14 protein-coding genes are annotated in these 19,630 nt (G+C 65.0%); 4 read left to right on the top strand and 10 right to left on the bottom strand.

Annotated elements, in window-relative coordinates; all coding sequences use genetic code 11:
• Positions 1 to 42: 42 nt before the first annotated feature.
• The 6 genes from ACIPIJ_RS06920 to ACIPIJ_RS06945 form a co-directional block, all read right to left on the bottom strand.
• Positions 43 to 309 (bottom strand): DUF2934 domain-containing protein, encoded by a 267-nt coding sequence (locus tag ACIPIJ_RS06920; protein WP_401074193.1) that lies wholly within the window; start codon positions 307 to 309, stop codon positions 43 to 45.
• Positions 310 to 323: 14 nt separating this feature from the next.
• Positions 324 to 3,098, bottom strand: coding sequence for a malto-oligosyltrehalose synthase (locus ACIPIJ_RS06925; protein ID WP_401074196.1), 2,775 nt, complete (start codon positions 3,096 to 3,098; stop codon positions 324 to 326).
• The gene (malQ, locus tag ACIPIJ_RS06930; RefSeq protein WP_401074198.1) at positions 3,095 to 5,164 is read right to left on the bottom strand and encodes a 4-alpha-glucanotransferase; all 2,070 of its coding nucleotides are present in this window, start codon (positions 5,162 to 5,164) and stop codon (positions 3,095 to 3,097) included. Before malQ ends, ACIPIJ_RS06925 begins: the two co-directional genes overlap by 4 nt.
• On the bottom strand, positions 5,161 to 6,903 hold the full coding sequence (gene treZ / locus ACIPIJ_RS06935) for a malto-oligosyltrehalose trehalohydrolase (RefSeq protein WP_401074200.1): 1,743 nt from the start codon (positions 6,901 to 6,903) through the stop codon (positions 5,161 to 5,163). Before treZ ends, malQ begins: the two co-directional genes overlap by 4 nt.
• A gap of 12 nt (positions 6,904 to 6,915) precedes the next feature.
• Positions 6,916 to 8,475 carry a glycogen synthase GlgA gene (gene glgA / locus ACIPIJ_RS06940; protein ID WP_401074202.1) on the bottom strand — a complete coding sequence of 520 codons (1,560 nt, stop codon included), beginning with the start codon at positions 8,473 to 8,475 and terminating at the stop codon, positions 6,916 to 6,918.
• Between the two features lie 522 nt (positions 8,476 to 8,997).
• On the bottom strand, positions 8,998 to 9,165 hold the full coding sequence (locus ACIPIJ_RS06945; RefSeq protein ID WP_236193566.1) for a DUF6026 family protein: 168 nt from the start codon (positions 9,163 to 9,165) through the stop codon (positions 8,998 to 9,000).
• Positions 9,166 to 9,369: 204 nt separating this feature from the next.
• Here ACIPIJ_RS06945 and gnd point away from each other — a divergent pair, with 204 nt between their 5' ends.
• The 3 genes from gnd (at position 9,370) to ACIPIJ_RS06960 (ending at position 13,784) form a co-directional block, all read left to right on the top strand.
• The gene (gene gnd / locus ACIPIJ_RS06950) at positions 9,370 to 10,353 is read left to right on the top strand and encodes a phosphogluconate dehydrogenase (NAD(+)-dependent, decarboxylating) (protein WP_401074204.1); all 984 of its coding nucleotides are present in this window, start codon (positions 9,370 to 9,372) and stop codon (positions 10,351 to 10,353) included.
• Entirely contained in the window at positions 10,350 to 11,855 is a 1,506-nt protein-coding gene (gene zwf / locus ACIPIJ_RS06955; RefSeq protein WP_401074207.1) for a glucose-6-phosphate dehydrogenase, read from the top strand. Before gnd ends, zwf begins: the two co-directional genes overlap by 4 nt.
• Positions 11,856 to 11,987: 132 nt before the next feature.
• Positions 11,988 to 13,784 (top strand): glycoside hydrolase family 15 protein, encoded by a 1,797-nt coding sequence (locus ACIPIJ_RS06960; protein WP_401074209.1) that lies wholly within the window; start codon positions 11,988 to 11,990, stop codon positions 13,782 to 13,784.
• Here ACIPIJ_RS06960 and ACIPIJ_RS06965 read toward each other — a convergent pair.
• Positions 13,781 to 14,464: a phytanoyl-CoA dioxygenase family protein gene (locus tag ACIPIJ_RS06965; protein WP_401075711.1), complete on the bottom strand. Its 684-nt coding sequence runs from the start codon at positions 14,462 to 14,464 to the stop codon at positions 13,781 to 13,783. The two genes, ACIPIJ_RS06960 and ACIPIJ_RS06965, sit on opposite strands and share 4 nt — an antisense overlap.
• Positions 14,465 to 14,586: 122 nt before the next feature.
• Between ACIPIJ_RS06965 and ACIPIJ_RS06970 the strand changes: the two genes are divergently transcribed.
• The gene (locus ACIPIJ_RS06970; RefSeq protein WP_401074212.1) at positions 14,587 to 15,207 is read left to right on the top strand and encodes a TetR/AcrR family transcriptional regulator; all 621 of its coding nucleotides are present in this window, start codon (positions 14,587 to 14,589) and stop codon (positions 15,205 to 15,207) included.
• 40 nt (positions 15,208 to 15,247) lie between these two features.
• Here ACIPIJ_RS06970 and preA read toward each other — a convergent pair whose 3' ends face one another.
• The 3 genes from preA to hydA all read right to left on the bottom strand — a co-directional run bounded on the left by preA (position 15,248) and on the right by hydA (position 19,424).
• On the bottom strand, positions 15,248 to 16,522 hold the full coding sequence (preA, locus tag ACIPIJ_RS06975) for an NAD-dependent dihydropyrimidine dehydrogenase subunit PreA (RefSeq protein WP_401074214.1): 1,275 nt from the start codon (positions 16,520 to 16,522) through the stop codon (positions 15,248 to 15,250).
• Positions 16,523 to 17,890, bottom strand: coding sequence for an NAD(P)-dependent oxidoreductase (locus ACIPIJ_RS06980; RefSeq protein WP_401074216.1), 1,368 nt, complete (start codon positions 17,888 to 17,890; stop codon positions 16,523 to 16,525).
• A gap of 94 nt (positions 17,891 to 17,984) precedes the next feature.
• Positions 17,985 to 19,424 carry a dihydropyrimidinase gene (gene hydA / locus ACIPIJ_RS06985; RefSeq protein WP_401074218.1) on the bottom strand — a complete coding sequence of 480 codons (1,440 nt, stop codon included), beginning with the start codon at positions 19,422 to 19,424 and terminating at the stop codon, positions 17,985 to 17,987.
• Positions 19,425 to 19,630: the final 206 nt, after the last annotated feature.

A 19,630-nucleotide genomic window follows, 5' to 3' on the forward strand; every position in this document is an offset into this window, starting at 1 on the left:
TGTTGTGGGCGCGGGCTTGCCCGCGAAGAGGCCCTTGCTGGCTCAGCCCGCAGTCGGTTTTTTCACCGCCCGAGGCTTCTTGGCTGCTGCTGGTTTTACCCCGGGCAGTGCTGCCGCCTTGGGTTCTGCAGGCGCCTTGGGCTTGGCCGCTGCTTTCTTGCGCGGCGCTGCCTTGGGGGCTAGCGCTTCGGCCTCGGCCAGCTTGCGGGCCATGTCCCAGTGGCGCTCTTCCTCGCCAGCAGGCTTACCTTCAGACTCCCAGATCTGGTAGGCAAATTCGCGGATACGTTTTTCATCGACACTCATCATGATGCTCCTGATGCTCAAGATTGTTGTATCAACACATTGACCGGAAATTCCGACAGCACGGCGCTTAACATCAGCTCCTTTGAAGGGCTGACCACCGCGTTGGAGAAAAGTCCCGTCGAGTTGGCAGGCGACAAGGCAAACGGCAGAATTACCCGGGTGTCGTCCCAGTTCTGTGCCGGGATCAACGGTGTAGCAGCGCCGCCCAGCAGGTCACTGGCCAGGCGTGGGGCGACGACGATGGCGCGGTGTTCTTCACCCAGCCGGGCGAATGCCAACACCTTGTCGGCATGCCGGCCCTGCACGGTCAGTGGCAGGTAGGCACCGCGCCGGAACAGCTCGGCGTGGGCCTGGCGACAATCCAGCACACGGGCCAGCAAGGCCTGCTTGATGCGGCCGTCACGCCAGTGCGCGAGCAGCTCTGCGGCGGGGGTTGCGTCGTCCAGCGTGCGCCGCCTGCAAGCGTAGTCCACGGCGCGGCGGTTGTCCGGGTCGACCAGGCTGAAATCCCAGTATTCGTTGCCCTGATACAGGTCCGGAACGCCCGGCACAGTGGTGCGCAGCAGCGCCTGAACGAGGCCATTGAGGGCGCCGGGGCAAGCGATCAGTTGCGCAGCATCGGCCAGCGACTGGCGCAGTTGCTGGTTCTCGCGGTCCAGCAGCAGGCCGTCGACATAGGCGGCGCACGCGGCCTCGTAGGCCTCGTTCGGTGCGCTCCAGCTGCTGCGCAGCTTGGCCTCGCGCAGGGCCTTCTGCTGCCATTGGCGAACGCGTTCGGCGTACGGCTTCAAGGCGTTGTCGTCGTGCAGGTCAAGCGCCAGCGGCCAACTGCCCAGCAGCGTCTGCAACAGCAGCAACTCGTCGCCCGGGCTTGGTGCCGGGCCGTCGTCCAGTTGCTCGCGCAAGGGCGCGGCCAGCTCGCGCCAGTGCTCCACGCGGCTGGCGAACCAGGGCCCACGTTCACTCAATACCGCCAGCCGTGCACGGGTGTCTTCGCCGCGCTTGTGGTCGTGGGTGGCGGTGGCCAGCAAGTTGTCGGGGAAGTCGCGCAGGCGGCGCTGGGCTTCGTTGTGGAAGTACTCGGGGGTAGCACTGAAGCGCTCGGCCTCGAAACCGACATCATTGCGTGACAGCAGCCGCGCCGAGCGGTAGAAGGCGGTGTCTTCCACGGCCTTGGCGGCGCTGGGGGCGGTGAGCTGCTGGAAGCGTACACAGGCATGGCGCAAGTGCTTGCGTGGGCGGCCTGGCGGCAGCTTGCGCCAAGGCTCGCCGCCGAGCCATTGTTCGAGCTGGTCCAGCAGCGGCCAGTCGGCTTCGCCGAGGTCCCGGCGGGCGTTGGTCAGGGCTTCCTGGAAGAACTTCTCATCCTCCGCCGGGCGCCCGCAGGCGTTGAAGTACGTGCGGTACACCGGATAATGCGTGACCAGTGCCTGCAACGCCCGGCGGATCGCGCCAAGGGTCAGGTCGCGGGTCATCAGGTCGTCGCGGGCGACCTGCAGCAGCGCCTGGGCCACCGACTCGCAATCGCCGGCCAGGCTTGCATTGAGCACCAGGTGGCGGGCTTGGCGTACCTCCTCGGCGAAGTCTGGGCGTTCGCTGACAGTGGCCCACAGCTCGGTCAGCGGCGCTTCGCCGGCCGGGTCATGCTGCAGCAAGGAGACTTGGTTCATGAACTCGTAGCCGGTGGTGCCGTCGGTGAGCCAGTCGCGGTGCAGGTGCTCGTCGACGCCAAGGATCTTCTCGACGTAGATCGGGAAGTGCTCCAGCGCCGCATTCACCGGGCGCTTGGCGAGCAGCCCCTCGACCCTGCGGCGCAGCTTGCGGCAATAACCGCGCGGGTCGGCCAGGCCGTCGATATGGTCGATGCGCAGGCCATCCACCAGGCCGCGTTCGATCAGCTCGAACAGCTTGGCGTGGGTCGCCTCGAATACCACCGAGCGCTCTACGCGCAGGCCGCCCAGCTCGTTGATGTCGAAGAACCGCCGCCAGTTGATGTCGTCGGCGGCGGTGCGCCAGCTGGCCAGACGGTACGTCTGGCGTTCGAGCAGCAGGTGCAGGCGATTCAGGCCGTTTTCGCTGCGGCTGTCGAAGGCCACCAATGCGGATTCAAGGTCAGCGCCATCGCGCACCAGCCGTGCCAGTTCACGCTGCAGATCTACGGCGGTGGCCAGTGGCTCGGCCGCATCGCCCAGCGCCGTGAAATGCTCTGCCAGGTACTTCAGCGCAGGCTCCGGGCTCAGGGACAGGATCCAGCCGTAGTCGATCGGGCAGATCGGGAAGCGGTGGTCGTAATGAGCGACCTGCAACACACCGTGCTGATGATCGAACTGCAGCGGGATCTCGCCGTTTTTCAATGCAACGCCATAGTCGCTGCCGAGAAAGGGCAGCAACAACTGGCCAGCCAGCAGCGGGTCGCTGGAGTGCCACTGGATATCGAAGAATTCGGCGTAGGGGCTGCGCCGCCCCCATGCCAGCAGGCTTTGCCACCACGGGTTGTCGGCGCCGCCGACGGCCATGTGGTTGGACACGGTGTCGAGGATCAGCCCCATGCCGTGCTGGCGCAACGCGGCCACCAGCCGCACCAGGGCTGCCTCGCCGCCCAGTTCCGGGTTGACCTGGGTCGGGTCGACCACGTCATAACCGTGGCGCGAGCCAGCACGTGCCTTGAGGATCGGCGAGGCATACAGGTGGCTGATGCCCAGCTGGGCAAAGTAGGGCACCAGTGGCAGGGCATGGTCGAGGGTGAAGTCGCTGTGAAATTGCAGGCGCTGGGTGGCGGTCAACGGTTTCATCGGTCACGCTCCCAGGCTTGTTCGCGGGCCTGTGCCAGCAGCTCCAGGCGGCGTGCGGCGTCTTCGTCATCGAGCAGGTGGCGCACCGGGGCGGCGAAACGCCGACGCCAGTTGGGGTGGCCCTCGGTGGTACCGGGGAGGTTGGGTTGTTCGTCGCTGCCGAGCAGGTCTTCCAGCGGGATCAGCACCAGTGGTGCGCGGGTGTGGCCGACGTAGCGGATGGCGGCATCGATCACGTGGTCGTTGTCCTTCTGTGGGCCGTAGTTGGCTTCTAGTGTGCGGCGCAGGCCGTCACTTTCCTTCTGCCGCTCTTGGCGCCAGTGCTGTTCGGTGTCGGCGTCGATCAGTTGCAGGCGTTGGCTCCAGTCGATGTCGCGGCTTTGCAGCCAGCCGGCCAGCGGTGCCAGGTCGTGGGTGCCGGTGGTGGCCAGGGCGTTGTCCGGCCAGTCGAGGATCGGTTTGAAATGGCCAGGCCGACTTTGCTCGAAGGGCAGCACGCGCATGCCCAGCACGGCCTTGTCGGCCAGCTGCTCGCGCAGGCCTTCGGGCACGGTGCCGAGGTCTTCGCCAAGGATGATTGCCTCGTGCCGCACCGACTCCAGGGCCAGCAGGCGCAGCAGGTCTTCCAGCGGATAGTGCAGGTACGCGCCTTCGTTGGGCTTGCAGCCGCGGGGGATCAACCAGAGACGGCGCAGCCCCATGACGTGATCGATACGCAGGCCGCCGGCATGCGCCAGGTTGGCCCGCAGCATCTCGATTAAGGCGCGGTAACCGTTGCGCTTGAGGCCTTCGGGGGAGAAGGCGCAGATGCCCCAGTCCTGCCCGGCACGGTTGAGGATATCGGGCGGTGCGCCGACCCTGAGGTTGGCCAGCAGCTCGTCCTGGCGGCTCCAGGCCTGGCTGCCGGCCCCGTCGGCGCCCACCGCCAGGTCGGCGATCAGGCCGACTGCCATGCCATTACCGCGCGCGGCGTCCTGGGCACGTTGCAGGCTGCGTTCGGTCAGCCACTGGCAGAACGCGTGAAACTCGACCTTGGCCGGATACGCATTGGCAAACGCCTCGACTTCCGGGTGGTAGGGGTCGTGCCAGGCGCTGGGCCAGTTGCGCCAGTCGGCACCCAGGCCGTGGTCCACGGCTTGCGCTTGCAGCACTTCGAAGCGGCAATGGTGTTCCAGGGCCTGGCCACCGGCTTCGCGGAAACTGTCAAAATCCTTGCGCAGGGGGTGATCGCCCAGGCTGAAATCCTGGTACAGGGCTTCGAGTAGGCGCAGGCGCGCGTCAGCGGCTCGCGGCCAGTCGACCAGTGAGCGCTGTTCCAGGTCTTCGAGCGTCTGCTCCAATCCGCAACCCTCGATGGCCATGCGTACGGCGCGTTCTCCCAGCAGGGCGGCTGGGCTGGCATACAGCGTGTTGAGCAGCAGGCGGCTGGACGGCGAGTAGGGGCTGTAATGCTGCTGGTCGATGGCCGACAGGGCATGGATCGGGCTGATCGCCAAGGCGTCGGCGCCGCGTTCGGCGGCGGTGCGCGCCAATTGCTCAAGGGCCAGGCAGTCGCCAAAGCCGCCATCACCTGGGCGGCGCAGGCTGTAAAGCTGCACCGCCAGCCCCCAGCAGCGCGGTGTCGGCTGCCCGACGGCGTCTTCGAGGCTATGGCAGCGCGCAGGGGCTACGGCGAGGGTAAACGTGCGGCCGTCGATGCCCACTTGGTGGTATCCGATCGGCAGCTCGCCAGGCAAATGTGCCTGTGCGTCGAGGGTCAGTCGGCATTTGCTGCCATCTTCGAGGGTGCAGTGGGCGGCGCTGCCAGCGCTGAAATAGCGCCTCAGGGCCAAGGGCTGGCCGAGGTCGGCGGTCAGCAGCGGTGGCAGGTGCTCGCTGTCCTCGGCGGTTTCCACACTCCGCAGGCTGCTGTTGACGGCACTGTCATCACTGGCCGGGTGGCCAAGGCCTTCGAGGACTTTGCGCAGGACTTCATCGGTCACCTGCTGTGGACGGTTGTTGGCGTCGATCCAGTCGCGGGCCAGCCCGACACGGGCGGCCAGACGGTGCAGTGCGGTTTCGCTCATGGGCGCTCCTGGCCAGGTACAAGCAAGCTGACCACGCAGCTGTAAGCAGACAGCGCGGTGTCGGGGTGCGTGGTGTCGCTGCTGTCGAATAGCCGTCGTTCGGCAGCGGGCAGTTCGACCGGCTGCGGCGTGGCAGCCAGGTTCAGGTCGATGCGCAAGGTGTTGCCGTCGCCCAGTCGCCAACGTGCCGTCAGTGCTTTGTCGCCCAGCACGTCGGCGCCCAGTGCGCGGCTGCCGGGCAGGTGCGGGATGACGTGGCGTCGGCGCAGTTCGAGCAGCTGCTGATAAAGGCCGTGCCAGCCGGCGATGACCTCCTGGCGATGCGGTCGCGAGGCCTGGAAGGTCTGTTCGGCGTTGGGGTCGGGGATGCGCTCGCGCTGCTCGGGGTCGGCAAAGGCGGTGAAGTGCGCAAACTCGCCGCGCCGGCCTTCGCGCACGGCGTCGGCCAGTTCGTCATGGAAGTCGGTGAAAAACAGGAATGGCCGGCAACTGCCGTCATCGTCGCCCATGAACAGCAGCGGGATCATCGGCGACAGCAGCAACAGGCCGGTGGCGGCGCGCAGGGCCGGGGGCGGGCACAGGCGGGTCAGGCGTTCACCCAGGGCGCGGTTGCCGATCTGGTCGTGGTTCTGCAAGAACAATACAAATGAGCTGGGCGCCAGGTGCCCGCTGGGTTCGCCACGCGGCGTGCCGTGGCGGTTGGCCTGGCCCTGGAACACGAAACCTTCGGACAGGCAGCGGGCCAGCTTGTCGATCGGCTGCTCCTGGTAGTCGGCATAGTAGCCTTCGGTTTCGCCGGTGAGCAGCACGTGCAGGGCGTTATGGCCATCGTCGTTCCACTGGGCGTCGAAGCCCTGGTCGAGCAACGAGGCCTGGTTGTGTTCGTTCTCCAGCACCAGCCACACCTGCCGGCCAGGTTCCACGGCGGCGCGCACCCGTTGTGCCAGCTCGACCAGAAAATCGGGCTGGTCAATGGCGTGCACGGCATCCAGGCGCAAACCATCGCAGCGGTATTCGCACAGCCACATCAACGCGTTCTGGATAAAGAACTCACGCACCTCGGCGCGGCGAAAATCGATGGCTGCGCCCCAGGGCGTCTGCCGGTCCTCGCGAAAGAACGGGCTGGCGTACTGGTGCAGGTAGTTGCCGTCCGGGCCGAAGTGGTTGTAGACCACGTCCACCAGCACCATCAGGCCGTGGCTGTGGGCCTTGTCGACCAGTGCGCACAGTTGCTCCGGGCTGCCATAGCTGTGCTGCGGAGCATAGGGCAGCACGCCGTCATAGCCCCAGTTGCGTTCGCCGGGGAACTGCCCAAGCGGCATCAGCTCGATGGCGCTGATACCCAGTTCGGCCAGGCGCGGCAGGTGCTGGGCGACGCCCGGGTAACCTTCGAGAACACCGACATGCAGTTCCTGAATGACCGCTTCGTGCCAGGGGCGGCCTTGCCATGGGTGTTGCCAGGCATAGGCCTGGGTGTCCACCACCTGGCTCGGCCCCTGCACGCCCTCGGGTTGGTAGCGCGAGGCCGGGTCGGCCACTTGCAGTTCACCGTCGATGCGGTAGTGATACCGGTCGCCGGCCTGGCACGCGGCAACTGCCGTGTACCAGCCGTTGTCTGCAGGCAGCAGCTCGATCGGCGGTTGCTGCTCCAGTTCCAAGCTCACGCTGCGCGCATCCGGCGCCCACAGGGCGAAGCGCGCCGACGTGGCGTCCAGCAGGTGTGCGCCATGCCTGTGCATCTTCCACCCCGCTCAGTAGTGGCTCAGTTGTGCCTGTTTGACCAGATCCTCGTAGAGGCGGGCGTAGGGTTCGACCGCCTGGCACCAGTTGAATGGCTGGGTCATCGACAGGCAACGCATGGCGTTGAGCAGGTGCTTCTTGCCGTAGACATAGAAGGCACGGCTGAGCGCCTCGCGGTAGCTGTCCACCGTGGACTCGTCGAACAAAAAGCCGGTCACGCCATTTTCGATGGTGTCGGCCAGCCCGCCGGTGTTGCGCGCCACAGGCAGTGAACCGAAGCGCTGCGCGTACATCTGGCTCAAGCCGCACGGCTCGTAGCGTGACGGCATCAGCAAGAAATCGCTGCCGGCGAACATGCGCCGCGCGTCGGTTTCGTTGAAGCCGATACGTACGCCAATGCGGCCCGGGTGACGGACGGCCAGTGCACTCATGGCCTGTTCTTCTTCCGGCTCGCCGCGGCCGATGATCGCGATCTGGCCGCCCTGTTCAACGATGTAATCGGCGACACCCAGGGTCAGGTCGAGGCCCTTCTGGAACACCAGGCGCGAGACCACCGCAAACAGCGGGCCCTCGGACGGTTCGAGTTCGAACAGGCGGCGCACTGCTTCGGCATTGCGCGCCTTGCCGTCCCAGTCATTGATGCTGAAGTTGTGTTGCAGGTGATGATCGGTAGCCGAGTCCCAGCTTTCGTCGATGCCGTTGGGGATGCCACCCAACAGGCCTTGCTGGGCCTTGCTGGCGAGGAAACCATGCAGGCCGCAGCCGAATTCCGGCGTGGTGATTTCGCGGGCGTAGGTGGCGCTGACCGTGGTGATGTGGCTGGAGTAAGCCAGGCCTGCCTTGAGGAACGACAGTTTGCCGTAGAACTCCATGCCTTCCTGCTGCATGGCGTGGTCGGGGATTGCCAGTTCCGGGCTGCAGGCGCGGCTGTACACACCCTGGTAGGCCAGGTTGTGAATGGTGAAGAGGGTCGGTGTGTTCAACCCGCGCCAATGCATGTAGGCCGGGGCCAAGCCAGCAGGCCAGTCATGCGCGTGCACCACTTCGGGTTTCCAGTGGATCTTGCCTTCGCCGGCGGCAATCTCGGCAGCCGCCAGGCCCAGGCGGGCGAAACGGATGTGGTTGTCGGGCCAGTCACGACCGTTGTTGGCACCATAGGGAGTGCCGTCGCGCTGGTACAGTTCGGGGCAGATCAGCACATAAATGACCAGGCCATCAGCCATGTCCATGCGGCCAATCTTGCACGGTGGCAGGGCAGCGTGGCCACCGAGTTCGCCGACGATATGGATGGGGTTGTCGCTTTCCATCACCTGGCGGTAGCCAGGGATCAGCACGCGCACATCGTGCAGGTGCGCCAGCGCCCGTGGCAGGGCCGCGGATACGTCGCCCAGGCCGCCAGTCTTGACCAGGTCGGCGATTTCCGAGGTCACGAAGAGGATCTTGCGTTTGTTCGGGTTGTGCTGGCGCTGGGCGCCGGGTGCCTTGCCTGTCGTGGCGAAGTCCGGGGTGAGCGGTTCGCGGTTTTCCGGGTTGAATGAATCTACGTGAGGTTCGACAGCGGCACTGATCATACTTCTCTCCGTCCCTATGTTGTGTCCGGGTGCTGGCACCCGTTGCGCTATATCGTTCTGGTTATCTCTAATTGCGTCACTTCGTAGTGCGGTCCTTGCCCCAGGTTCGTGCGCACGGGCACAGCGCGATCGGTATTCCGGCCGAAGGCGATTGAACGGGAAGGGGTGGTGAGCCGTGGCGCGGGACGTCCCGTTGCGTTTGACCCACTTAGTTGCTGACCCGCCGCCGTTTCCAAAAGTTCGACTTTTTTACGTCGCTCTTCCTCTGAGCAAATGGCGGGCCGAAAGCTGAGTGTAGGAGAGCCGGAGATAAAAAGGTGACCCACTGGTCACTTTCGTTATGAGGCGAGATAGACGCAAACGTTGGCGTGTGTGACTGGATGTGAACGGTGTGTTCGAGCGTGGGGCGCGGAGGGTTTGGGGTGTGCAGTTTTGTGGCGGGGGAGAGGGGTACGCCCTACTGTGGTGCATGGCCGATTAGCTGGGGTGGGAGCATGTTGCCCCCACCGCGGGAGAAAACCTTCAGAGGCTAACTGACTTGTCGCCGGAGCGGGCTTGCTCCAGCAGCATGTGCAACTGAGCGACCTGTTGCCGCAGTTGTTCACGTTCGTCTTTCAATTTGCGCAGTTCATCACGGCGCACGGAGACATAGAGGGTCTGGGTGGGAGTAGCAGGCATCAGGGTACCCATGTATACACCTCGCGGTTTTGGCTGGTGACAGTTAAAGCGTAGTCGCTTCACGCGGCGCGCATTCTGAATTCTTTCGCAGCTGATGGGAACTTTTTTGTTTAACGTTGTCTCGCCGTTCGTCGCTGAACCCTCGGGCGGTGTGCTGGACTAATCTGAATTGCTGGACTGTGTTGTTATTCATTCTTTCAAAGGGAGCATCGGCTCATGCAACTGGGAATCGTCGGGCTGGGCCGCATGGGCGGCAATATTGCAAGGCGCCTGATGCGCGCTGGTCACCGCACGGTGGTCAATGACCGCAACCGTGAAGCCATCACCGCACTGGAAGGCGAGGGCGCCCAAGGGGCCCACGACCTGGGTGCGCTGGTGCAAAAACTCAAAGCGCCGCGCGCAGTGTGGGTGATGCTGCCGGCGGGTGAACCGACCGAGCAGACCATCGCGCAATTGGCCGAACTGCTGGAGCCGGGCGATGCGATCATCGACGGCGGCAACACCTTCTATAAGGACGACATGCGCCGCGCCGCTGAACTGGCCAAGCGTGGGCTGCACTACCTGGACGTCGGCACCTCCGGCGGTGTGTGGGGCCTGGACCGTGGCTACTGCATGATGATCGGCGGTGAAAAGGATGTCTTCGAACGCCTGGAGCCGCTGTTCAAGGCACTGGCGCCGGGTGTCGGTGACATCCCGCGCACCCTGGGCCGCGAAGGTGAACATGACCGTGCCGAGCACGGCTACATCCACGCCGGCCCGCCCGGTGCCGGCCACTACGTGAAGATGGTGCACAACGGTATCGAATACGGCCTGATGCAGGCCTATGCCGAGGGCTTCGACCTGCTGCGCAGCAAGGGCGGCGATGAATTGCCGGAGGCGCAGCGCTTCGACCTGAACGTTGCCGAGATCGCCGAAGTCTGGCGCCGCGGCAGTGTGGTCACGTCCTGGCTGCTCGACCTCACCGCCGATGCCCTGGTGGCCGACCCGCAGCTGGCGCAATTCAGCGGCTCGGTGTCCGACAGTGGCGAGGGCCGCTGGACCATCGACGCCGCTGTCGAACAGGCCGTGCCGGTACCGGTGCTGTCCAGCGCGTTGTTCGCCCGCTTCCGCTCGCGCCAGCAGCAAGGCACCTACGGTGACAAGATCCTCTCGGCCATGCGCCTGGGCTTCGGTGGCCACGTCGAGAAAAAAGGCCAATGAGCAAACAGACCATACCTGCTGCTCCGCCCTGCACATTGTTCCTGTTCGGTGCCAACGGTGACCTGGTCAAGCGCTTGCTAATGCCGGCGCTTTACAACCTCAGCCGTGACGGCTTGCTTGACCGCAACCTGCGCATCGTTGGCGTCGACCATAACGCCGCCACCGCCGAGGCGTTCGCGGAGCGCCTGCACGACTTCATGCGTGAGCGTGACAAGGGCGGTGAGGGCGCAGCCACGTGCCTGGACGAGAAACGCTGGGCGCGCCTGGCCAAGCGCCTGGACTACCAGACGGGTGACTTCCTCGACCCGGCCACCTATGCGGCGCTGGCCAAACGCATCGACAAGACCAGCCATGGCAACGCCATTTTCTACCTGGCCACCTCGCCGCGCTTCTTCCCCGAAGTGGCCCAGCGCCTGGGCGAGGCGGGCTTGCTCGACGAGTCTGCCGGCGGCTTTCGCCGGGTCGTGGTGGAGAAGCCCTTCGGCACCGACCTGGCCAGCGCCGAGGCCCTCAACGCCTGCCTGCTGAAGGTGATGAGCGAGCGGCAGATCTACCGCATCGACCATTACCTGGGCAAGGAGACGGTACAGAACATCCTGGTCAGCCGTTTTTCCAACGGCCTGTTCGAATCGTTCTGGAACAACCACTACATCGATCACGTGCAGATCACCGCCGCCGAGACCGTGGGCGTCGAGACCCGCGGTGGCTTCTACGACAACACCGGTGCCCTGCGCGACATGGTGCCCAACCACTTGTTCCAGCTGCTGGCAATGGTTGCCATGGAACCACCCGCAGCCTTTGGCGCTGATGCCGTGCGTGGCGAAAAGGCCAAGGTAATCGGGGCGATCCGCCCGTGGTCGGCGAAGATGGCGTTGAAAAATTCGGTGCGTGGCCAGTACACCGCGGGCAAGCAGGGCCGTAAGACCTTGCCCGGCTACCGCCAGGAGGATCGGGTGGCGGCCGACAGCCAGACCGAAACCTACGTTGCCCTCAAGGTGATGATCGACAACTGGCGTTGGGCCGGCGTGCCGTTCTACCTGCGCACCGGCAAGCGCATGAGCGTGCGGGACACCGAGATCGCCATCTGCTTCAAGCCCGCGCCCTATGCGCAGTTTCGCGAGTCCGAGCTGGAGCGGCCAAAGCCCAACTACCTGAAAATCCAGATCCAGCCCAACGAAGGCATGTGGTTCGACCTGCAGGCCAAGCGGCCGGGGCCGGAGCTGGTGATGGAAAACGTCGAGCTCGGCTTCGCCTACAGGGACTTCTTCAAGATGACCCCGGCGACCGGCTACGAGACGTTGATCTATGACTGCCTGACCGGCGACCAGACGTTGTTCCAGCGCGCCGACAACATCGAGAACGGCTGGCGTGCGGTGCAGCCGTTTCTGGATGCCTGGGCGCAGGACGGCGAGGTGCACGAGTACCCAGCCGGTGAAGATGGGCCCGAGGCAGGCAATGAGTTGCTGACCCGCGACAAGCGTGAGTGGCACCGGTTGGGGTGAATCTGCCTGCCTCTTCGCGGGGCAAGCCCGCTCCCACAGGTATCGCACCAAACCTTGTGAATCTAAGGAACTTGTGGGAGCGGGCTTGTCCCGCGAAGAGGCCAGTACCGACAGCGACACAGAGGAGATCCAATGCCCGCCCACATCGAAGACTACGCCCTGCTCGGCAACTGCCGCAGCGCCGCCCTGGTCAGCCGTGACGGCTCCATCGACTGGCTGTGCCTGCCCCGCTTCGACGCGCCTGCGGTGTTCGCCGCACTGCTCGGCAACGAAGAAAACGGCCGCTGGCGCCTGGCCCCCAGCGACCCTGTCGAGCATGTCAGCCGCGCCTACCTGGAAGACACCCTGGTCCTGGAAACCACCTGGGTCACCGCCAGCGGCCGCGCCCGGGTGCTCGACTTCATGCCGCTGAATGACGTCAATTCGGTGGTGCGTATCGTCGAGGGTGTTTCGGGCGAAACCAACTTCGAGATGGACCTGGTGATGCGCTTCGACTATGGCCGCAGCGTACCCTGGGTAGAAAAGCTCGACCCCTTGACCCTCAGTGCCGTCGCAGGCCCGGACCGGCTGATCCTGTGCAGCACGGTGCCGTCGCATGCGCGCGACCACCACACCGTCGCGCGCATTCGGGTGCGTGCCGGTGAACGCCAGGTGTTCAGCTTGCGCCACCAGCTCTCGCACCTGCCGGTGCAGCCCGATTGCGGCATAGAACAAGCGCTGGAACAGACCACCGGCCAGTGGCAGGCGTTTGCTGCCCGCTGCCCTGACGTTGGCTCGCACAGCGCCAAGGTGCGCCGCTCGTTGCTCACCCTCAAGGCCATGACCTATGCGCCCACCGGCGGCATCGTCGCCGCCGTCACCACCTCGCTGCCCGAGAGCATCGGGCACGAGCGCAACTGGGACTACCGCTTCTGCTGGTTGCGCGACGCGACCATGACCCTGCTGGCATTCATGAACCTCGGCTACTTCGACGAAGCCCAGGCCTGGCGCGAATGGCTGCTGCGCTCGGTAGCCGGCAACCCTGAGCAGATGCAGATCATGTATGGCCTGGCCGGCGAGCGCGACCTGCAGGAATACACCTTGCCGTGGCTGGCCGGCTATGAGCACTCCCAGCCGGTGCGCGTGGGCAATGCCGCCGCGCAGCAGATGCAGCTGGATATCTACGGTGAGTTGGCCGACGCCATGACCCAGGCGATCAAGGGGGGGCTGCCGCGGCACCCGCGCAGCGCGGCGATTTCGCGCCTTATCCTGCCGTACGTCGAACGCATCTGGCGCGAGCCGGACGAAGGCATCTGGGAGGTGCGCGGCGGCCGACAGCATTTCGTGCATTCCAAGGTGATGGCCTGGGTCGCCTTCGACCGCGCGGCGGGGCTGGCCGACACCACCGAAGAGGGGCGTGAGCGCGGCCAGCACTACCGGCAGGTGGCCGACGAAATCCGCCAAGAGGTGTGCGAGCACGGGCTGGATGCCCACGGCCAGCATTTCGTTCAGGCTTACGGCTCTACCGAGATGGACGCCAGCCTGCTGCAAATCGCCCTGACCGGCTTCTTGCCAGTGGAGGATGGTCGGTTTTTACGCACCCTGGAGCAGATCGAGCAGCGCCTGCTGAAAAACGGTTTGCTGATGCGCTATGACAGCGACAGCTGCAGTGACGGGCTGACGCCCGGGGAGGGCACGTTCCTGGTCTGCTCGTTCTGGCTGGCGGATGTCTACGTGCTGTTGGGGCGCCAGGATGAAGCGCAAGCGTTGTACGAACATCTGACCGGGCTGTGCAACGACGTCGGCCTGCTGGCCGAGCAGTACGACCCGGCCGGCCAACGTATGCTCGGCAATTTCCCCCAGGCGTTCAGCCATATCGGCATCATCAACACGGCGTTGAACCTGCACCGGGCGCAATGCCCGGTACGCGATCGGGCACGGTGTGGCTAGGCCTGGTCGGCCGCGGGTCCTCGATGGGGGTCGAAGCGCTCGTCGGTGGCCATCCGCACATTGCGCAGGCTGGCTGTCTGCGCCTGCGCTGCGTGCAGCGATTCAGCGAAGTAGCTGATCAGCAGTGTGCGCCGACGGGCGTCGGTGAGGTTCAGGCTGCCGGCGTGCACCAGGTCGAAGTCGAAGACCAGAATATCCCCTGCTGCGCCTGACAGCTGCTCGCTGTGAGATTCGTCGTCGAAGTCGAATGCCGGTTCGCCGGGCCGTTGCCGATGACTGGCTGGAACGATGCGGGTCGCGCCATTGGTGGGCCCGTAGTCGTCGAGAAAGGCCAGGGCGCCGACACTGTCGCCTGGGCGTTGCGCGGACAGGTCGCGGTGCAGCCGCTGATGTCCACCCCCGGCCACAGGTTCCCGGCCTTCCACTTGGGCGAGGAAGAACCGTTCGCCGATCAGCTCGCCCGCCACGGCCAACAGCCCTGGCAACCTGCAGACTGCCTGGACCTGCGGGTCATGGTCCAGCAGCGAATGCCGCCAGTCATTCCCGCGTGGCACCGGCCACTGCGCTGACGGTATGACGCCTGCGTCGAACGCGCTTTGCAGCGTTGCCAGCCATTGCTTGGGGATGGCTCCGCGCAGCAGCGCATAGCCGTCTCGATGAAGTTGCGCGTGGTCGACCATGACGTTTTTCATGCCCCTTGCAGTGATGCGCCAGGCTATCGCCTCGGCGCTGCATCTGGCTAGGTCACGGTTGTCCGCAAAACTGTTAGCCTTGACCCGTTCTCGCCGTTTTTGGACCCTCCATGGCCAACCACAAGATTGAAATCCGTCGGCGCAATATCGAGAAGATTCTCGTCGCGGCGGAAAAGGTGTTCGCCGAGAAAGGCTACGGCGCCACCTCCATGGGCGATATCGCCGAACAGGCCGAGTTGCCGCGTTCCAACCTGCACTACTACTTCAGCACCAAGGACGAGCTGTTCCGTGCGGTGCTTCAGGACCTGCTGGATGTGTGGAAGCAGGACGCCCTGTGCTTCGAGAATTTCGACGACCCGCGGGTGGTGCTGACCAGTTATATCCGGGCGAAGATGGGCCATTCGCGCTCGCGGCCGCTGGGCTCGAAGATCTGGGCCGAAGAGATGCTGCACGGCGCACCGCTGCTCGGGGTGAGCCTGGATGACAGCCTGGTGCCCTGGGCGAAGTTGAAGGAAGACAAAATCCGCCGCTGGGTGGAGGAGGGGCGCATCCTGCCGGTGGAGCCGTCGGCGCTGCTGTACATGATCTGGGCGTCGACCCAGCACTATGCCGACTTCGGTTATCAGGTAGCGGTGCTCAATGGCGGGGAACCGCTGTCGGACCTGGCGTTTGAAAGCGCGGTGCAGACGGTGACCTGTGTGATTCTGCGCGGGATCGGGCTGGAGCCTTGAATGAATGGGGCTGCAGAGCAGCCCCAGCAATCTGCAGGCTTCAGCTCGCTTCGCGGTAGGGGTTGCGCGGGTCCTGGGTCCAGTTCAGGTAGGGTTTGCCGGTATCCTGCGCCACCATGTCGATGCAGTTCTCCACCGGGCAGGTGATCTGGCAGAGGTTGCAGCCCACGCACTCGTCCTCGATCACGCTGTAGGCATGCGTGCCGTCAGCGTTCAACGTGCTGGCAATGGCCTGGTGCGAGGTGTCCTCGCAGGCGATATGGCAGCGGCCGCAACCGATGCAGGCATCCTGGTCGATGTGCGCCACCGATTTGTAGTTGATGTCCAGGTACTTCCAGTCAGTGGTATGCCCCACGGCCTGGCCGCGGAAGGCCTCCAGGTTGTGGTGCCCGTGCTGGTCCATCCAGCGCGCCAGGCCGTCCTTCATGTCCTCGACAATGCGAAAGCCATGCAGCATCGCCGCCGTGCACACCTGCACCGCGCCGCTGCCCAGGGCAACGAACTCTGCGGCATCGCGCCAGTTGCCGATACCACCGATGCCGCAAATTGGCAGGCCGCGTGTCTCGGGGTCGCGGGCGATTTCGGCGACCATGTTCAGTGCGATGGGTTTGACAGCCGAGCCGCAGTAGCCGCCATGGGTGCTCTGGTCGCCGACGATCGGGTGGGCGACCATGCGGTCCAGGTCGACGCTGGTGATCGAGTTGATGGTGTTGATCAGCGACACGGCATCCGCCCCGCCGCGATGGGCTGCGCGGGCCGACTGGCGGATGTCGGTGATGTTGGGCGTGAGCTTGACGATCACCGGCAGCGAGCAATGCGTCTTGCACCAGCGGGTGACCAGCTCCACATACTCCGGCACCTGGCCGACTGCCGCGCCCATGCCGCGTTCGGGCATGCCATGCGGGCAGCCGAAGTTCAGCTCGATACCGTCGGCGCCGGTGGCTTCCACCAGTGGCAGGATGAACTTCCACGATTCCTCGATGCAGGGCACCATCAGCGACACGATCAGTGCACGGTCAGGCCAGTCCTTCTTCACCTGGGTGATTTCACGCAGGTTGATCTCCAACGAACGGTCGGTGATCAGCTCGATGTTGTTGATGCCCTGTACCAGGCGGTTGGCGCCGTAGTGCGCCGAATAGCGCGACGACACGTTGACCGCTGCCGGGTCCTCGCCCAGGGTTTTCCAGACCACGCCACCCCAGCCTGCCTCGAAGGCGCGGACCACGTTGTAGGCCTTGTCGGTCGGCGGCGCGGAGGCCAGCCAGAAGGGGTTGGGTGCCTTGATGCCGGCGAACACGATAGACAAGTCGGCCATTTATGCAGCCTCCACGTTGTGCATGAGTTGGGCATGGATGGCTTCGGCCGCCAGCTTGCCGTGTTGCACGGCCTGGACGGTGAGGTCCTGGCCCAGGGCAGTACAGTCGCCGCCGGCATAGATGCCCGGTACGCTGGTGCGCATGCCCTCGTCGACGCGAATCCGCTCACCGTCGCGGGCCAGTTGCGCGGCCAGCGGGTCGCTGAGGCTTTGCTCGTCGAAACGTTGGCCGATGGCCTTGAAGATGGCGTCGGCGGCCAGCTCGAAGGTCTCGCCGGTGTGGCGCAGGCGCCCGTCTGCCAGTTCGGTGCGGGCGAAGCGCATGCCGCGCACGTGGCCTTTGTCGTCCAGTAGCACGGCGTCGGGGCGCGCCCAGGTATGCAGGCGTACCTGGTTGGCCTTGGCGATGTCCTGCTCATGCCCGGTGGCGCCCATGTCGGCGTGGCCACGGCGGTACACCAGATTGACGTCGTGGGCGCCCAGGCGGCTCATCTGCACCGCCATGTCGATGGCGGTGTTGCCCGCGCCAATGACCAGGCAGCGCTCGGCCAGCGGCAGTTGCGCAAGGTCGTCGGCCTGGCGCAGCTCGCGGATGTATTCGGTGGCGGCGAGCATGCCGGGGGCTTCTTCCTCTGGCAGGCCAAGCTGGCGCACGGCGTTCAAGCCGAGGCCGAGGAATACGGCGGCGTACTGGTCGCGCAGTTCAGCCAGGCTGAGGTTGCCACCCAGGCGCTGGCCATGGCGGATTTCAATGCCGCCGATGCCGAGCAGAAATTCCACTTCGCGCTGGGCGTAGTCGTCCACCAGCTTGTAGCGGGCGATGCCGTATTCGTTCAGGCCACCGGGCTTGTCGCAGGCTTCGAACACCACCACGTCATGGCCGTGCATGGCCAGGCGATGGGCGCAAGACAGCCCGGCCGGGCCGGCACCGACCACGGCGATGCGCTTGCCCGTGGCGGGCGAGCGCTTGAACGGGTGTTCGCTGAAGCCGGCATTGTCCAGGGCATAGCGCTGCAGCTGGCCGATCAGCACCGGCGCGCACTCCTGGGCGTTGTTGCGCACGCAGGCCTGCTGGCAGAGGATTTCGGTGGGGCACACACGGGCGCAGCTGCCGCCCAGGATGTTGGCCGAGAGAATGCGTTCGGCGGCACCTTGCAGGTTTTCGTCGCTGATGCGGTGGATGAACGAGGGAATGTCGATTTCGCTCGGGCAGGCGTTCACGCACGGCGCGTCGTAGCAGTACAAGCAACGTGCGCTCTCCACGGCAGCCTGGCGGGCGGTGAGCGGCGGCGCGAGGTCGGTAAATTGCTCGGCCAGCTGGTCGGCGCCGGCCCGGGGGCGCGGCAAGTGGTTCAGGGCATCGATCACGGTTGTAGCCTCTCTTTTCTTTTTTGGTTTTGGCAGTCAACGGCAATACGGCGCCGCCCGGCCTCTGGGGGCCGGTACGGCATAGCGGGGTGGCTCAGCGCTGGACGGGTGTCGGGCGCTGCTGCTCGGCGCGGCGGCCCAGTACCTCGTACACCGAGGGGTAGGCCGGGCGCTCCACGTAACGACCGGCGCCAGCCTCGGCGCGCAAGTCGCCATCGGCCCAGACCAGCTTGCCCTGGCTGATGGTGTGGCTGGGGATGCCGCGCACGGTGCGGCCTTCGAAGATGTTGAAGTCGACCCGTTGGTGGTGGGTCTGCGCGGAGATAGTGCGCGTGCCCTGCGGGTCCCACAGCACCAGGTCGGCATCGGCGCCGACGCGGACGGCACCCTTGCGTGGGAACAGGTTGAAGATCTTCGCAGTGTTGGTGGAAGTCAGTGCGACGAATTCCTGCATCGACAGGCGCCCACTGTTGACCCCGGCGTCCCACAGCACGGCCATGCGGTCTTCGATACCGGCCGTGCCGTTGGGGATGCGACTGAAGTCGTTGCGGCCCATGGCTTTTTGTTCGGCGCAGAAGCAGCAATGGTCGGTGGCAGTGGTGTGCAGGTTGCCCGACTGCAGGCCGCGCCACAGGGCTTCCTGGTGCTCGCGCGGGCGGAAGGGTGGGCTCATCACGTAGCCGGCGGCGGTGGCCCAGTCCGGGTCGCGGTAGACGCTGTCATCGATCAGCAGGTGGCCCGGCAGTACCTCACCGTACACCGGCTGGCCCTTGGCCCGCGCATAGGTGATCTCGTCCAGCGCTTCGCGGCTGGAGATGTGCACCACGTACAGCGGCGTACCAATGGTTTCGGCGATGCGGATAGCGCGGCTGGCAGCTTCGCCTTCAACCTGCGACGGGCGCGACAGCGGGTGTGCCTCCGGGCCGGTCAGGCCCTGGGCAAGCAGCTTTTTCTGCAAGTGGTAGACCAGCTCGCCGTTCTCGGCGTGCACGGTGGGCACCGCGCCCAACTGCAGGCAGCGCTCGAAGCTGGCCACCAGGGTGTCGTCGGCCGCCATGATGGCGTTCTTGTAGGCCATGAAGTGCTTGAAACTGTTGACCCCGTGCTTGCTGACCAGCTCGCCCATCTCCTCGGCGACCTGCTCGCTCCACCAGGTGATGGCGACGTGGAAGCCATAATCGGATGCGCTTTTCTGCGCCCAGCCGCGCCAGGTATGGAAGGCCTCCAGCAGCGACTGCTGCGGGTTGGGGATGACGAAGTCGATGATCGAGGTGGTGCCGCCTGCCAGCCCTGCAGCGGTGCCACTGAAGAAGTCCTCACTGGCCACGGTGCCCATGAAAGGCAGCTGCATGTGGGTGTGCGGGTCGATGCCGCCAGGCATCAGGTACTGGCCACTGCCATCGAGGATCTCGCAGTCGGTGGGCGGGTCGAGGTCTTTGCCAATGGCACGGATCTGCCCATCGACACACAGGACATCGGCGGGGTAGCTCTCTTCGTGCGTAACCACGGTGGCGCCACGGATCAACAGGGACATGCCATCTTCCTCGCAGGCTGACCGGTCTGGGCCGGTTCTTGAATTGTTATCTGTCAGTGGCTGGCGGCTGAATGTTAATCCTGTCAGGCCTGACAAGATTGAAATCTAGATGCTGAATTTGGATTGTTCAAGAAAATAATTTATGAGCTTATAACTTTAATAAGCGTCTGATATTTAACGATTAATTTCAAAAATCACCAAAATGG

The organism is Pseudomonas sp. NPDC087185 (assembly GCF_044744955.1).
In the GTDB taxonomy this organism is placed as follows: Bacteria; Pseudomonadota; Gammaproteobacteria; order Pseudomonadales; family Pseudomonadaceae; genus Aquipseudomonas.